Raw genomic sequence first — 15087 nt, 5'->3', positions numbered from 1 at the left:
CGATGAGAAGACTCCGCACCGCATCCCTCCCCCGCCTGCTGGCCTTCGTCGCCGTGCTGGTGGCTGTGGTCGCCGGAGCCGGCATTGCCCAAGCCGCCCTCACCGGCGCGCAGAAGCCCGCTCCCAAGGCCCTCGACCAGGCCGTCCTCGACGCCGTCAACGCTCCTGACGTCCAAGGCGTCACCGCCCGGATCGAGTTCACCAACAACCTCCTCCCCAGCGGCTCGCTCCCCCGCGACACCGCCTCCCCCACGCTGACGGGCGCCACCGGGCGTCTCTGGCTGGGCCAGAACGGGGCCCTGCGCCTCGAGCTGCAGTCCACCAACGGCGACGCGCAGCTCGTCTCCGACGGCAAGAAGTTCCTCTTCTACGACGCGACGTCGAAGTCCGCGTTCACGGGCACCCTCCCCCAGGACGACACCGCGAAGCCGGCGGCTCCCGACAAGCCGGCCACGCTGGCCGACGTCCAGAAGGGCCTGGCCAAGCTCGGTGAGATGTGGCAGCTCTCCGGCGCCACCCCGACCACCACCGGCAACCGGCCGAGCTACACCGTGCGCATCGCCCCCAAGGACGACGGCGGGCTGCTCGGTGCCGCCGAGCTCGCCTGGGACGCCGCCCGCGGGGTGCCGCTGCGCGCCGCGATCTACGCCCAGGGCTCCACGAAGCCGGTCCTCGAACTGAAGGCGACCGACGTCTCCTACGGCCCGATCTCGGCGAGCCAGCTCAACACGACCCCGCCCGCCGGGTCCAAGGTGACCGAGCTCAACCCGCCGACCGGCGTCGACCAGCACGGCCGCCCCGTGCACGTGACCGGCGTGACCGACGTCCAGAAGCAGCTCGACTTCGCGCTCGCCGCGCCCGACACGCTGGCCGGCCTCCCGCGCAAGTCGGTCAGCCTGGTCAAGTTCGGCGACTCCAAGGGCGCGCTCGCGACCTACGGCCAGGGCTTCGGCGCGATCGCCGTCTTCCAGCGCAAGGCCGATCCGTCCGGCCAGAAGCCGCTGCTCGGCGGCGGCGGCCGCGACGGGATCAAGCTCCCGCAGGTCAACATCGACGGCGACACCGGGCAGGAGATCGCGACCGCGCTCGGCACGCTCCTCACGTTCGACTCCGGCGGCGTCACCTACATCGTCGCCGGCTCGGTCCCGCCGGTCGCGGCCGAGAACGCGGCCCGGGGCCTGAAGTGAGCCAGGCGATCGAGGCGCGCGGCCTCGTCAAGCGCTACGGGCCGGTGACCGCGGTCGACCACGTCGACCTGACGGTTAGGACCGGAGACGTCTACGGCTACCTCGGGCCCAACGGCGCCGGGAAGACGACGTCGCTGCGGATGCTGCTCGGGCTGATCCGGCCCGACGAGGGCACCGCCAAGCTGTTCGGGCGCGACCCGCTGGTCGAGGGCGCACGCGCCCTCGACGGCGTCGCCGGCTTCGTCGAGGCGCCGCGCTTCTACCCGTACCTGAGCGGGCGAAGGAACCTCGAGCTCGTCGCCGCCCTCGACGGCGGCGACGCGCCCGAGCGGATCGACGACGCGTTGCACACCGTCGACCTCGCCAAACGCTCACACGACAAGGTCAAGGGGTACTCCCACGGCATGAAGCAGCGCCTCGGCATCGCCGGGGCGCTGTTGCGCGATCCGCGGCTGCTGCTGCTCGACGAGCCAACGACCGGCCTGGACCCCGCCGGCATGCGCGACATGCGCGTGTTGGTGCACCGGCTGGCCGAGGACGGGCTCACGGTGCTCCTGTCCTCGCACCTGATGGACGAGGTCGAGGATCTCTGCGACCGCGTCGCGATCGTCACCCGCGGACAGGTGGTCTACGAGGGCGCGCTGGACGAGCTGATCGCCTCCACGGCGGGCCGCTACGACCTGCGCACGACTGACGACGAGGCCGCCGCGGCGATCGCGCACCGCTGGTTCGGGATCACGAACGTCGCCACGACGACGCGCGGGATCGAGTTCGCCGGTGACGAGCGCGCCGTCGCCGCGCTCACGCTCGAGCTGGCGCAGAAGGGCATCGGGCTCCTCGCCCTCGTGCCCCGCACGGCCACACTGGAGGAATTGTTCTTCCGGATGACCGAGGGAACCCCCGAGCCCGCGCTGGAGGCCGCATGACCGCGCACGCCACCGACGCCCCGCGGCCCCGCGAGGCGGGCGCCGTCGCCGCGAGCGCGATCGCCGCGCCGGTGCTCGCGCACCGCCCGGGCGTGCGCACCGTGTACGCGTGGGAGCTGCGCAAGCTGCTCGCGCAGAAGCGCACGTACATCGGCTTCGGCTGCGCGGTGCTCGTCCCGCTGATCTTCATCGCCTCGCTGCTGGCCGACAGCGGCGGGCCCGAGGGCATCCCGTTCGGCGACTACGTGCGCGAGTCCGGCCTCGCGATCCCGCTGGTGGGCCTGTTCTTCGGCGCGTTCTGGTTCTTCCCGCTGATCACCGCGCTGGTGGCCGGCGACATCGTGGCCACCGAGGACGGCAACGGGACGCTGAAGACGATCCTCACGCGGTCCGTGGACCGCTGGCAGATCTTCGTCGCCAAGGTGCTCGCCGCGTTCACGTATGCGTTCGCCGCGCTGGTGCTGTTCGTCGGCGTCGGCCTGATCATCGGCGGGATCATCTGGGGCTTCGACCCGCTGGTGTCGCTCTCGGGCAACAAGATCAGCGTCGAGCGCTCGCTGCTGCTGCTGGGCGCGACCACGCTCGCGTACTTCCTGCCGACGATGGCGGTCGCCTCGCTGGCGATCCTGCTCTCCACGGTCACCCGCAACAGCGCCGCGGCGGTCGTGGCCACGCTGATGCTCTCGCTGATCATGCAGCTGCTGGCGATCGTCACGGCGCTCGACTTCCTGCGCCCGTACCTGCTGCCCGAGCAGTTCAACGCGTGGCAGGGCCTGCTGCGCGACCCGATCGACTGGGCCCCGGTGGTGCGCGCCGCCTGGGTCAGCGCGATCTTCGGGATCCCGTGCCTGGCCTGGGCCTTCACCCACTTCATCAGGAGAGATGTCACGGGCGGGTGAGCAATTGAACCGCGCTTTCGCTTCCCGCCCTATCGTTCAATCCATGTCATTCATGGAGGCCTCATCCGCCACGCGCGCCCGTAGTTCGGCGATGATCATGGGCCAGGTCCTGTTCCTCGTCGGCGCCGCGATCGGGTTGTGCGCGCTCGGGACGGTCCTCGGTCGTGATCTGAGCCCCGGGACCGCGCAGGTCCTGTCGTTCGCCGGCCTCGGCATGCTGATCGCGCAGAACTTCATCAAGCCGCTGCGCTACGGCCCGCTCGGGATCGGCTGGCTGGCGGCGCTCGCCACGCTGATCGGGTTCGGTCTCGGCCCGACCATCAACGCGTACGCGACGGTCGACCCGAGTGGCCTGACGACCGCCGTCAGCCTGACCGCGCTGACCGTCGTCGGCATGGGCGCGGCCGGCTTCGCCTGGAGCAAGGACGTATCCGGCTGGGCCCGCCCGCTGTCGATGATCGTGCTCGTCGCCGTCGTGATCTCGATCATCGGGATCTTCGTCGGCGGCCTCGGCGCGCTCTCGCCGGTGATCTCGCTCGTGATCCTCGCCGTCTCGGCGGCGCTGATCCTCGTGTACTTCAACTACATGCGCAAGCACGCGACCGAGGACGACGTCGTCTGGCTGGCGACGGGCATCTTCGTCTCGATCATCAACATCTTCATCTCGCTGCTGAACCTGACCCGCTAAGCGCGGGCCGCATCGACTACGCCGGGACGGCGGTCACCACGACGTTGTCCCGGTAGTGGCCGGTCTTTGCGTCGAACGGGCCGCCGCACGTCACGAGCACGAGCTTCGGCGAGCCCGCGCGGGTGTAGATGTCGGTCGGCAGCGCCGCCTTGCGCATGATCTTGATCGTCGTGACCCGGTACTTGAGGGTCTTAGCGCCCTGGGTCACGGTGACCGTGTCGCCGCGCCGGGCGCTCTTGAGCGCGTAGAACGCGCCCGCGCCGGCCTTGGCGCTGTCGACGTGGCCGGCCAGCAGCGCCGTGCCGGCGTCGTCGCCGGGCGTCGCGCCGTCGCGCCACCAGCCGACGCGCTTGATGTTGTCGGGGATGCCGAGGGCGCCGGACTTCATGTCGATCCCGATCGCCGAGACCTGCGCGTCGATCCCGAGCCGGGCGAGCTTGACCCGCGACGGGCCGCCGCTGCCCTGCGACACGTAGGCGACCGTGTCGCCGCGGCCGCCGAGGATCGCGGGCGCGCCGAGCGAGGTCTCCGCCTCAACCTGACAGTCCGCCTCGTGCGCGGCGATCGTCTCGGTCGCGGCGATCTTCTCCCGGAACACGTAGAACCCGACCCGCTGGACCGTCGCCTTCTCGGTCGTGTAGGTGCCGTCGCCCGTGACGTTCACCGTCCCCTTCCAGTACGGCGCGCCCGCGCAGTCGATGTCCGCGCGTGATGCGTACGGGCCGTAGAGCGCGACCTCGACCGTGGCGGGGGTCTTGCCCAGCCCGGTCACCACGAGCGTGTCGGAGATCTGCCCGTCGGGGCGGACCGCGGTGTCCGAGACCTTCGTCGTCACCTGCGGCGCGGCCTTGGCCAGCGTCGTCTCCGACGCCTCGCCGCACGCCGTGGTGATGGCGTCGTAGGCCTCGGTGCCGGCGATCCCTTCCCGGTAGGTGTAATAGCCTGCGGCGGTCAGCGCGACCGGCGCGGTCGTGTAGGTCCCGTCGCCGTTGGCCGGGAAGGAGCCCGTCCAGAACGGCGTGCCCTCGCACTTGATCGCGTCGCGGGTGGGGAACGGGCCCCACAGCTCGACGTTCACGGTCGCGCTGAGCTTCCCGAGGCCGGAGACGACGGCGGAGTCGGAGATCTGGGCGCCGGGTGCGGTCTCCTGGGCGCTGACCTGCGTCGTGACCGTCGGCACACCGCGGATGATCGTCGTCTCCGATGCTTCCGCACACGCCGTCTCGACCCCGGCGATCGTGTCGCTCTCGGCGATCGCCTCGCGGTAGGTGTAGTACCCGGCCGTGTCGAGCTTGACGGGCGCGGTGACGTAGTCGCCGTCGGCGGCGACCGCGATCGTGCCCGTCCAGATCGGCGCGTCGGTGCACTTGATCTGGTCGCGCGCGGAGTACGGGCCGTACAGCGCGGCCTGGACGGTCGCGCTCTGGCCGCCGAGCCCGCTGACGTTCACGGTGTCGGTGATCGAGGCGCCCGGCGCCGCGGTCTGCGCGCTGATCTGCGTCGCGAGCTTCGGCTGGGCGCGGACGGGCGCCTGGAGCTTGACCGCCGGCTTGGCGATCGCCGCCTGGACGAGCCGCTGCGCGTTGCGCGCCGACTGGCCCTTGGTCGGCGCGAACAGCGCCGGGGTCACGTCAGGCAGCGAGGCCGCCGTCGCGTCGAGGTCGATGCCGTTGCCCGGATCGGTGCCGGTGATCGTCGCCTTGGCGACGCCGCCGTCCCCGGTGCTCACCGAATCCGGCACCCCGCTCGCCCCGGTCGCCTTGAGATCGACGTCCACGTTGGGCACCCGCCGCCCGCTGGAGGTCAGCACCTCGACGGTCAGCTGCGCCTCCTGGCCGGCCACGAGTTTGTCCGGCAGCGTCGCCTTGACCTTGTAGGGCCCGGCGAAGCGCTCGGCGTCGCTGACGACCTTCGCGTAGATCGCCTGGCTCGGAGCGGAGAGCGCCTTCGGATCGGCCTCGCCCGGCGCGCCGTCACCCATCAACTGGTGGACGTAGATCATCACCGCCGCCTGCTGCGTGGCGTCGTTGGAGCGCCCGTAGCGCCACAGCGCGCGGTTCATCTTGCGCAGGTTGCTCGCCGAGACCGCCTTGCCCGCCTTGTTCTTCAGTCCCGCGGCCGAACGCTGCTCGTAGCCGAAGGTCTTCGACGGGTACCAGAACCGCAGATCGATGCAGAACGTCCCGCCGGTCACCCCGTCGATCGCGCCGCGATAGTCGCCGAACCAGCGCGGGCCGTACCGGTAGGTCCGGTAGGAGCCCTGGCCGGTCGTGCCGCAGGTGTCGCGGCCCGCCTTCGCGCAGGGATCGTTCTGATTCGGCGGCTCCGCCGCCCGGGCGACCCCGCCCGTGATCAGGAACAGGGCGAAGAAAAGGGTCAGACGGCGCACCATTGAGCGCATTACTACCACCCGTGGCGGACGCCGTGAGGGTCAGCCGGTCACGTTCACCCGCCTCGTGACCACAGTTGGCGCGCTGTCGGTCGTCGTGGCCGTCACCCGGACGTTGGCGACCAGCGCCCGCCGCGATCCCATGGCCTTGCGCAGCGTCCGCACCCCGGCGGCGCTCAGCCGCGGGCGCACGGTGACCGTCTTGCCCGCCGGCAACGACTGCGGCGCGAAGCTCAGCGAGACCGACGGGCGCTTCTTCCCGGCGCGCGGGGCGAGCTTGACGACCACGGCCACCTTGCAGGGCAGGTCGCAGTTCACGCGCAGCGGGAACTGGCGGATCCCGAAGAGGTTCGTGGTCCGCGTCGGGTTGACCGTCAGCTCCGGCGGCGGCGGCGCGGGCTGGTTGTAGAGGATCGGGTCCGGCGGGTTCTGGACGGCCGGCAGCGGCGCGCAGGCGCCTGCGGTCGCCGCCTGGAACTGCTGGACGCGGTTGTTGTCGGAGTCGCCGACGGTGACCACGCCGCGGCAGTCGACGGCGATGCCGACCGGCTGGATGAACTGCCCGGCGCCGATGCCGCGCTCGCCGAACGCCGTCACCGGCGTGCCGTCCGGGGTGAACTCCTGCACGCGGTCGTTGCCGCGGTCGGCGACCCAGAGGTTCCCGGCCGCGTCGGTGGCGACCCCGGCAGGCGAGCGCAGCTGGCCGAGTTTCGATCCGGTCCCGCCCATCTCGGCGACGTCGCCGCCGGTGGCGGTCGAGACCGTGATCTTGTTGGTCGCCGCGTCCGCGCCGTAGACCCGCGAGCCGTCGGGGGAGACGGCGATCCCGCGGATCGCCCGGAACTGCCCGAAGGAGCCGAGGTGGGTGCCGAGCGCCGAGAAGCGCACGATCCGGCCGTTGCCGGTGTCGGCGACGTAGACCGTCCCGCCCGGCGAGACCGCCAGCGCCGACGGCGAGAGGAGCTTGCCCGGGCCGGTCCCGCGCGAGCCGATCGTGCGGATGATCTTGCCCGCGCGGTCGAACACCAGCACCCGCGAGCGGTCCTGGTCGACCACGTAGAGCAGGCCCGAGGAGTCGAACGCGACGCCCACCGGGTCCGGCAGCAGCGTCGGGCCGGGCGCCGGCGCGCCGAACATCGCGGCGACGCTCCCGTCCGGGTTCAGCAGCACGATCCGCCCATTGATCGAGTCGGCGACCGCGCGCGTCCCGCCGGCGTCCGCGGCGGTGCCCATCGGCTGGATGAACTGCCCCGCGGCGCGCCCGGACGAGCCGAAGGACCCGAGCGAGGTGCCGCCGACGTCGAAGACGTCGATCCGGTTGCCGCCCGGGTCGGCTACGAAGGTCCGCCCCGTGGCGTCCACCGAGATCCCGCGCGGGAACTGCAGCTGGCCGGGCCCGGAGCCGAAGGCGCCCCAGCGGGCGCGGTACGTGTAGCCGGGCGCCGGCCCGTAGCGCACGACGCGGTGGTTGGAGTTGTCGGCGACGTACAGGCGGCCGGAGGGGTCGGCGGCGACGTCATACGGGTTCTGCAGCTGCCCCGGCTGGTTGCCCTCCCCCGTGCCCACCGTGGTGATGAACGTCCCGCCGGTGTTGAAGATCGCCAGGCGATGGTGGACGTCGTCGGCGACGATCAGCCGCGAGCCGGAGACGGTCAGGCCCTGGGGCCGCGAGAGCCGGCCGGGTGCGACGATCACGACCGGCGACGTCCCGTCCGCCGCGAAGCGCTGGATCCGGTCGTTGCGCGTGTCCGCGACGTAGACCGAGCCGTCGGGCCCGATCGCGATCCCGCCGCCCGCGCCGGAGTCGTTCCCGCCGCCCGCGCCGAAGTGGAACTGCCCGGGCGCGCTCCCGCTCGAGCCCCACGAGTTCAGCAGTGAGCCGTCGGCGGCGAAACGATCGATCCGGTCCGCCCCGTCGACCACGTAGACCGAGCCGTCGGCGGCGACCGCGACGCCGCCCACCGCGGACAGCTGGCCCGGGCCGGAGCCGGCGACGCCGATCTCACGCAGGAAGGTGCCGTCCGGGCTGAAGACCTGGACCGTGTGCGAGAGTTGGTCGCCCACATAGACCGATCCGTCCGGGCCGACGGCGCTGGCCTGCGGGAAGCGCAGCACGCCCTCGGCGCGCTGGCCGATGACGCCGGCGGTCGAGTACGGGCAGGGATCGGCGCCGGGGCAGGCGGCGGTGGCGACGGAGGGAGCGGCGAGGATCAGGGCAGCCGCGAGCGCGGCGACGAGAGAGCGCATCGAGGCTCCCAACCCACGCGGCGCGCGAGAGTCGCGCTGGTCCCCGTGAGGCGGCCACGGCGGATCGCCGGCCAGATCACCGGTCGCCGCTGCCCGCGGCGGCCGCCGCGGTCGTACTGGTTGTCCGGTGGCGGCGGCCGCCGCCCGGCAGCGGCGGGCGGGGCCCGCCGGAATCCGTCGTGGCCGCGGAACGGGGACCTAGCTATTCAGGCGGCGTAGCGAAGCGGCGATCGCGAGCATCTTCGAGTTCGAGAGCTTGCGGTCGAGCGTGTTCGTCACGTAATAGACCCCGCGCGGGGTCTTCCAGGCGACCTGGCGCAGCTTGCTGCCGTCGTAGAAGAGCAGCAGCCGGCGGCCATTGATGACCCGCACGCGGTCCGGGCTGTCGAGCAGCGGCGGGGTCTTCCAGGTCATCCCCTGGACGCCGTAGTACTCGCCGGGGGCGCCGGTCGAGATGACGATCCGGTAGGCGCGCTGGAGCGTGCCCTGCTCGTCGCGCAGCGAGTAGACGCGCGGCGTGTCGTTGGCGTAGCGGGAACCGAGGGTCCGGTACTCCGGGAAGTAGAACGGCAGGTTCTTCAGCCGCGGCGCGGCGAGCACCGCCATGTCCTCACCCAGCCGGCGCGCGTTCTCCAGGCCGGCCGTGGCCGAGGCCTTCGTCGCCTTCTTGTCCTTCTTGGCCTTGGTCGTGCGCTTCGGGTTGACCGTGCCCTCGCCGGTCATGAACTGGTCGTAGGCCTTCTGCAGCGTCTCGTTGGAGAGATACAGCCGCGTGTCGGTCTTGGCGTCCTGGGCCTCGGTGATCCCGGCCGCGAGCGAGATCTGGTTCACCGGCGCGTGGTGGATCGCCAGGTAGACCGCGGTCTTGATCATCCCGGCGAGGTTGCGCCGCGAGAGGAACTTCTTGTCGAAGCGGAAGTAGCTGCGCATCGTGCCGAGGAAGTTCTCGGCCGAGCTGAGGTTCTTGAGCTTGTCGACCGCGGGCTGGGACGCCGCCTGGCGCAGGAACTCCTGCTGGCGCGCGTTGCGGAAGAGGTCGGAGTCCGTGTGGCGGTAGCGGACGTAGGCGAGGGCGTCGGAGCCGACGAGCCGCTGGTAGCCCGGCTGGATGTCGATCGCCGCGAACCCGGTGCCCTCGGGGTTGTTGTAGTGCTGGTCGACGTCGACGTAGACGCCCTTGATGTAGTTGACCGCCCGCTGGAAGCCGTTGAAGTTGACGTCGATGACGCTGTTGATCGTCATCTCGTGCCCGGTCGCGTTGGAGAACAGCAGCTTCACCGTGTCCAGCGTCAGCGCCGGGCCGCCCTCGTCGTAGGCCTGGTTGATCTTCGTGTTGTCCGTGTAGCCGGGGATCGTCACCGCGAGGTCGCGCGGGAGCGACATGACCGCGATCCGGTTGCGCTTGGGATCGAGGCGGACGAGCACGATCGTGTCCGAGTGCGGCTGCTCGGCCTGCCCATAGAGCTTCGCGTCGGTGGAGGTCTTGGCGCGACGGTCGGAGCCCAGGATCAGCAGCGTCCGCGGGCCGCCGGGCTCGACGTCCGGGAGCTTCTCCTCGGGGATGTCGTCCAGCGGCGGCGGAGCGGGCGGCGCGCCCTTGGGCACGGCGGGGGGCTGGATCTGCAGGTAGCCGGCCCCGGCGACGCCCGCGGTCGTCGCGATGAAGACGGTGAGTACCCCCGCGAAGGCTTTCGCCAGCACGGCGGCGCCCACTCGCGGCGGCCGTTCCGTGCGGTTCCGGCGCCATGACATTCGCGTGAAGCGTAGTGGTAGGTCCGGAACTTCCGACCGCCTAGCCTGTTGGCAGCCAGTGGTGAAGGCACGCCGGACACTCCCCGCGGCCGCGGCTCTGCTCGCGCTCGCCGCCCCCGCGCCCGCAAGCGCGGCCCGCCACAAGGCACCGGAATTGACCCGCATCCGGTGCGTGCCCGCGACCACGGCGACGTGCAAGTCGCAGATCAAGGTCACGATCGGGCGCCAGCTCCAGCTCTCGGGCAAGCGACTGACGAAGGGGATGCGCGTGTCCTTCCGCTGGTCGCGCGGAGCGCTCGCCACCAAGCTCGACCACTCGCGGGTCGGCTACGTCGCCCGGGTCCCGCCAGGGACGGGGGCCGGCAGCGTGAACGTCACGGTCTCAGACCGGGCCGGGCGCCGCTCCAACGTGAAGAAGATCACGGTGACCGCTCCGCCCGCCGTCACCCCGAACGCGCCGACGGCGCCGGGGGCGCTCCCCGCCCCGTTCCAGGGCAACGGCATGTGGATCTGGGAGCTCCCGCGCACCGAGGGCGGCGACGTCGCCGCGATCGCGGCGCGCGCTCACGCCGCGCAGATGTCGACGGTGTTCATCAAGAGCTCCGACGGCGCGTCGAGCCGCTGGGACCAGTTCAATGCGGGCCTCGTCCAGGGGCTGCACGCCAACGGCCTGCGCGCCTGCGCCTGGCAGTTCGTCTACGGCAACGACCCGGCCGGCGAGGCGGCACTGGGCGTGGACGCCGTCGCCGCCGGCGCCGACTGCCTCGTGATCGACGCCGAGTCGCAGTACGAGGGCAAGTACGCCGCCGCCCAGCAGTACATCGCCGCGCTGCGGGCCGCGCTCGGCCCGGGCTACCCGATCGGCCTGACGTCCTTCCCGTACGTCGACTACCACCCGCGGCTGCCGTATTCGGTCTTCCTCGCCCCGGGCGCCGCCCAGGTCAACCTGCCGCAGGTCTACTGGAAGGACATCGGCGGGACCGTCGACGCCGTCTCCGCCCACACGCTCGCGGCGAACCGCATCTACGGCACGCCGATCGCCCCGCTCGGGCAGACCTACGACAACCCGCCCGCCGAGGACATCGCGCGCTTCCGCTCGCTGTGGGCGGCCTACGGCAGCGGCGGGCTGTCCTGGTGGTCCTGGCAGGCCACGGGCGACGCCGAGTGGGGCGTGCTCGGCCTGCCGGTGGAGCCGGTGCCCGCGCCGCCGCCGGACCCGGGCTGGCCGGCGCTGGTCAAGGGCAACAAGGGCGATCAGGTCGTCTGGCTGCAGCAGCACCTCGCGTCCTTCGACCCCGCGGTGACGGTCTCGAGCACCTTCGACGCCGCGACCGACACGGCGCTGCGCAACTTCCAGACCGCGCGCAACCTGCCGGTCACCGGGACGACGGACGCGCTGACCTGGCAGGCGGTGCTCAGCCTTCCGCTGCAGCCGGTGACGTGGACGAAGAAGTAGGTAGGAGCAACATTTTTACGTCTTGATGCTCGCAAACGGGCCAGCTGCGATTCCCGCGAGCACTTCGAGGGCGCGTCGCCTGACCCACGGCATGCGTGACACGGGACCCATCAACCGGTCCCGTGGCCATGCGGCCAGGTCGAGGTCGTTTTGGAAGACGACGTTGAGCGCCCGCGCACCGAAGCCGTAGAAGCGCGCCTGGGCCCGCCGCGCCGCCTCGAACGCGTCCAGCGACTCCGCGTCCACCAGGGCCGCCGCGTCCATCAGCGCCAGGTTCGCGCCCTGGCCGAGCTGCGGGCTCAGGGCGTGCGCGGCGTCGCCCACCAGCACCAGCGTCCCGTCATGCCACGCCGGCAGGGAGACCTGCCGATAGGACGCCGGCATCAACTGCTCCATCGACGTCAGCCCGCCCAGCACGGGTTCGGCGACCGGCGCCAGCGACAGCAGGTCGGCGCGGAACGCGCCCACGCCCGCTGTACGCACCGCGTCGATGCGGTCCAGGCGCACCGACCAGAAGATCGACACCGCGCCGGCGCCGGTCGGGAGGAAGCCGACCATCCGGCTCGCGCCGTCGAAGTACTGGTCCAGGCGGCCGTCGAAGCTCCCGGCCGCGTCCGGGAAGATCCCCCACAGCGCGCCCCAGCGGTGGTCGTGGATGCGCGCGCGGACGGGCAGGAAGCGGCGCATGGCCGAGCGGGCGCCGTCGGCACCGACGATCCGGTCATACGGGCCGTAGCGCGCCCCGCCGGCGTCGATCAGCGTGCGGTCCTGCCGGCGGACGATCTCCACGCCCGGCAACAGTGCCGCGCCCGCGCGCGCCGCCGCCCCGCGGAGCGCGGTGAACAGCGCTCCGCGGTGGACGCCGAGCCCGTGCACCTCCTCCCCCAGCCCCGCATAGGCGAGGTCCATGAAGCGGCGGCCGCCGACGGTCGTCCCGACCACCTCGGAGACCCGGGCGGCGCCAGCGGCCACCTCGTCCAAAACGCCCAGCCGCCGCAGCACGCCGATCCCGGTCGGCTGCAGCAGCAGACCCGCGCCCACTGGGCCAGGATTCGGCGCCCGTTCGAGCACCTGTACGTCATGCCCGGCGCGCGCATAGAGCGCCGCGGCGGCCAGGCCCGCGGTTCCAGCTCCGACGATTCCGATTGCGCTCAAGAAACTCCCATTCCGTGGCAAAACTTCCCAGAACCTTCATCAGACTCGTCATTGCGCCGACTCCTGGAGCATGACCTCCATTCGCAATCTCCCGCTCGCCGCAAGGCTTGGAGGCGCCTTCGGTGCACTCTGCCTGATGCTGGCGCTCGTTGCCTTCACCGGCGTGCACTCGATGGGCGGGGTACGCGACGACTCCGAGAACCTCGCCAACCGGCACCTGCGCTCCGCCGAGCTGCTCGGCGCGATGCAGCAGCGGGCCAAGGACAACCTGAGCCTCGTCTCGCAGCATCTCTACGTCTACGACGGCGACCTCGCCGCCGAGGACAAGATCGTCGCCGAGCTGAAGGTCAACTGGGCCAAGAACCAGGCCGACAGCGCGACGCTCGCGAAGCTGCTGACGGGCACCGCCGCGGGCGACGAGTTCGCCACGTACGCCGCGTCGCGCGACCGGTTCGTCGACGAGCAGAAGCGCGCGGTCGAGAACTCGCGCAAGGAGACCCTCGCCAACGCCGAGGAGCGCGACGCGTCGCGCGCGATCTTCACGGACGAGCTGCTCAAGACCGACACCGACTTCGAGGCCGCCGGCGACAAGCTGATCGCCGCGTCCTCGGACATGGCGGCCGTCGCCGTGAAGGAAGCCGAGGCGACCGCGACCTCCGGCACCCGCTTCATCATCGTCATCTCGCTGCTCGCGATCGCCGCCGCGATCGGGATCGCGCTGTGGATCGTGCGCTCGGTCACCCGCCCCGTGAAGGCGCTCAGCGTCCGGATGACGAGCCTCGACGAGCACTGCCTGACCGGCCTCGCCGCCGGTCTGGATGCGGTCGCCACGGGTGACCTGACCCAACCCCTCACGCCGGTCACCACGCCGGTCGAGAACCCCGCCACCGATGAGCTGGGCCGTCTCTCGAGCACGTTCAATCAGATGCTGGGCAAGGCCAAGCACTCCATCGAGGCCTACAACACGATGCGCGCCGAGCTCAGCAGCGCGATGGCCGAGGTCGCCGAAGGCGCCGGCACCGTCGCCTCCGCCTCGCAGGAGATGGCCTCCACCAGCGAGGAGGCCGGCCGCGCCGTCGGTGAGATCGCCTCCGCCGTCAGCGACGTCGCCCAAGGCGCCGAGCGCCAGGTCCGGATGGTCGAATCCACCCGCCAAGCCGTCCAGGAAGCCGCACGCGCCGCCGGCGCCTCCGCCCAGACCGCGACCGCCACCGCCGAAGCCGCCGAGCAGGCCCGCGAAGTCGCCCAAGAAGGCGTCCACGCCGCCGCCCAAGCGACCGACGCGATCCGCGAAGTCGAACGCTCAAGCGCCCAGGTCGGCACCGCCATGCTCGGCCTCGCCACCAAGAGCGAACAGATTGGCGGCATCGTCGACACCATCACCGGCATCGCCGAACAAACCAACCTGCTCGCGCTGAACGCCGCCATCGAAGCCGCCCGCGCCGGCGAACAAGGCCGCGGCTTCACCGTCGTCGCCGAAGAAGTGCGCAAGCTCGCCGAGGAGTCCCAGAGCGCCGCCGGCCAGATCAGCAAACTCATCGAAGAGATCCAGGCCGAGACCCAGAACGTCGTCATCGTCGTCGAAGAAGGCAATCAACGCACTGCCGACGGTGTTGCGACGGTCGAGCAGACCCGCGAGGCGTTCGAGGCCATCGGCATCGCCGTCGCCGACGTCACCGGCCGCGTCAACGACATCGCCACCGCCGTGCACCAGATCAGCGCCGAAGCCCAACGCGCCGAACACGACATCACCGAAGTCGCCGCCGTCGCCGAGCAGTCCTCAGCCTCCGCCGAGCAGGTCTCGGCCAGCACCGAGCAAACCAGCGCCTCCACCCAAGAGATCGCCGCCTCCGCCCAAGAACTCGCCGCCACCGCCGAACGCCTCGACAGCGTGGTTGGCCGCTTCAAGCTCGCCGTGTAGAGTGATGCGCATGGAGTCCGCCGCCACCACGTTCGTGACGCGCGCCTCCATGTGCATCGCCATCATTATTCGCTAGGCCCGCGGTGAACACCGCGGGCCTTTGTCGTCCCTGAGGGACGTCAAGCGGCGGGTACGCGCGTGGCGATCGGTTCGGGGACGAGAAAGGTCCCCACATGCTGCTCCTTCCCCCCGGCATCGCCCCCTCGTCCGTCACCCGGCTGGCGCTCGACGTCTCCGACGCCCCCGGCGTCCTGCTGCGGGTCCTCGGCATCTGCCAGCGCCGCGGCGCGCAGGTCCTCGCGATGACGTACGCGCACCCGCGGCTCGAGCTCGCCGTCAGCGCGGACGAACGCCACCTGCAGCTGCTGCGCGGGCGCCTGGAGAACGCGATTGATGTGCTCACCGTCGACTACGCGCCATAGTTGCCGTTGAGAGTTCTCCGCGACTTCTCACTTGGCGCTCAGCAT

Annotated in this window: 11 protein-coding genes; 7 read left to right on the top strand and 4 right to left on the bottom strand. The window is 71.4% G+C overall.

All coding sequences use genetic code 11. The annotated features are described in order from the left end of the window. The first annotated feature begins 2 nt into the window (after positions 1 to 2). Genes OM076_RS27120 through OM076_RS27105 form a run of 4 tightly spaced genes read left to right on the top strand, consistent with a single transcriptional unit; the run spans position 3 to position 3700 of the window. Positions 3 to 1187, top strand: a complete 1185-nt coding sequence (locus OM076_RS27120) for a LolA family protein (protein ID WP_270043241.1) — start codon at positions 3 to 5, stop codon at positions 1185 to 1187. After that, a complete protein-coding gene (locus tag OM076_RS27115) occupies positions 1184 to 2113 on the top strand; it encodes an ABC transporter ATP-binding protein (RefSeq protein WP_270043240.1) in 930 nt (309 codons plus the stop codon). The genes OM076_RS27120 and OM076_RS27115 overlap by 4 nt, the downstream gene beginning before the upstream one ends. Beyond that, positions 2110 to 3012, top strand: coding sequence for an ABC transporter permease (locus OM076_RS27110; protein WP_270043239.1), 903 nt, complete (start codon positions 2110 to 2112; stop codon positions 3010 to 3012). Before OM076_RS27115 ends, OM076_RS27110 begins: the two co-directional genes overlap by 4 nt. Positions 3013 to 3055: 43 nt before the next feature. After that, entirely contained in the window at positions 3056 to 3700 is a 645-nt protein-coding gene (locus OM076_RS27105) for a Bax inhibitor-1/YccA family protein (protein ID WP_270043238.1), read from the top strand. Positions 3701 to 3716: 16 nt separating this feature from the next. Here the strand turns inward: OM076_RS27105 and OM076_RS27100 are convergent, their stop codons facing one another. From OM076_RS27100 to OM076_RS27090, 3 genes are all read right to left on the bottom strand, one after another. Next, positions 3717 to 6092, bottom strand: coding sequence for a sortase domain-containing protein (locus OM076_RS27100; RefSeq protein WP_270043237.1), 2376 nt, complete (start codon positions 6090 to 6092; stop codon positions 3717 to 3719). A 39-nt stretch (positions 6093 to 6131) separates the two neighbouring features. Continuing rightward, the gene (locus OM076_RS27095) at positions 6132 to 8336 is read right to left on the bottom strand and encodes an NHL repeat-containing protein (protein WP_270043236.1); all 2205 of its coding nucleotides are present in this window, start codon (positions 8334 to 8336) and stop codon (positions 6132 to 6134) included. Positions 8337 to 8534: 198 nt separating this feature from the next. Further along, positions 8535 to 10088 carry an LCP family protein gene (locus OM076_RS27090; protein ID WP_270043235.1) on the bottom strand — a complete coding sequence of 518 codons (1554 nt, stop codon included), beginning with the start codon at positions 10086 to 10088 and terminating at the stop codon, positions 8535 to 8537. A 58-nt stretch (positions 10089 to 10146) separates the two neighbouring features. Here OM076_RS27090 and OM076_RS46340 point away from each other — a divergent pair, with 58 nt between their 5' ends. Next, positions 10147 to 11544, top strand: coding sequence for a peptidoglycan-binding domain-containing protein (locus OM076_RS46340; protein ID WP_270043234.1), 1398 nt, complete (start codon positions 10147 to 10149; stop codon positions 11542 to 11544). Positions 11545 to 11559: 15 nt separating this feature from the next. Here OM076_RS46340 and OM076_RS27080 read toward each other — a convergent pair whose 3' ends face one another. Further along, entirely contained in the window at positions 11560 to 12699 is a 1140-nt protein-coding gene (locus OM076_RS27080; RefSeq protein ID WP_270043233.1) for an FAD-dependent oxidoreductase, read from the bottom strand. Between the two features lie 70 nt (positions 12700 to 12769). Here OM076_RS27080 and OM076_RS27075 point away from each other — a divergent pair, with 70 nt between their 5' ends. Further along, positions 12770 to 14620, top strand: a complete 1851-nt coding sequence (locus OM076_RS27075) for a methyl-accepting chemotaxis protein (protein ID WP_270043232.1) — start codon at positions 12770 to 12772, stop codon at positions 14618 to 14620. Positions 14621 to 14793: 173 nt separating this feature from the next. Next, positions 14794 to 15042, top strand: a complete 249-nt coding sequence (locus tag OM076_RS27070; RefSeq protein WP_270043231.1) for an ACT domain-containing protein — start codon at positions 14794 to 14796, stop codon at positions 15040 to 15042. The last annotated feature ends 45 nt before the right edge of the window (positions 15043 to 15087 follow it).

It is taken from the genome of Solirubrobacter ginsenosidimutans (genome assembly GCF_027587205.1).
This window is presented reverse-complemented; position numbering and strand designations above follow the sequence as displayed.

What these genes read in the sequence shown, in the direction of transcription:
- OM076_RS27120 (WP_270043241.1), top strand. Translation starts at nt 3, where the DNA reads ATGAGAAGACTCCGCACCGCATCCCTCCCCCGCCTGCTGGCCTTCGTC.
- OM076_RS27110 (WP_270043239.1), top strand. Translation starts at nt 2,110, where the DNA reads ATGACCGCGCACGCCACCGACGCCCCGCGGCCCCGCGAGGCGGGCGCC.
- OM076_RS27105 (WP_270043238.1), top strand. Translation starts at nt 3,056, where the DNA reads ATGTCATTCATGGAGGCCTCATCCGCCACGCGCGCCCGTAGTTCGGCG.
- OM076_RS27100 (WP_270043237.1), bottom strand. Translation starts at nt 6,092, where the DNA reads ATGGTGCGCCGTCTGACCCTTTTCTTCGCCCTGTTCCTGATCACGGGC.
- OM076_RS27095 (WP_270043236.1), bottom strand. Translation starts at nt 8,336, where the DNA reads ATGCGCTCTCTCGTCGCCGCGCTCGCGGCTGCCCTGATCCTCGCCGCT.
- OM076_RS27090 (WP_270043235.1), bottom strand. Translation starts at nt 10,088, where the DNA reads ATGTCATGGCGCCGGAACCGCACGGAACGGCCGCCGCGAGTGGGCGCC.
- OM076_RS27075 (WP_270043232.1), top strand. Translation starts at nt 12,770, where the DNA reads ATGACCTCCATTCGCAATCTCCCGCTCGCCGCAAGGCTTGGAGGCGCC.
- OM076_RS27070 (WP_270043231.1), top strand. Translation starts at nt 14,794, where the DNA reads ATGCTGCTCCTTCCCCCCGGCATCGCCCCCTCGTCCGTCACCCGGCTG.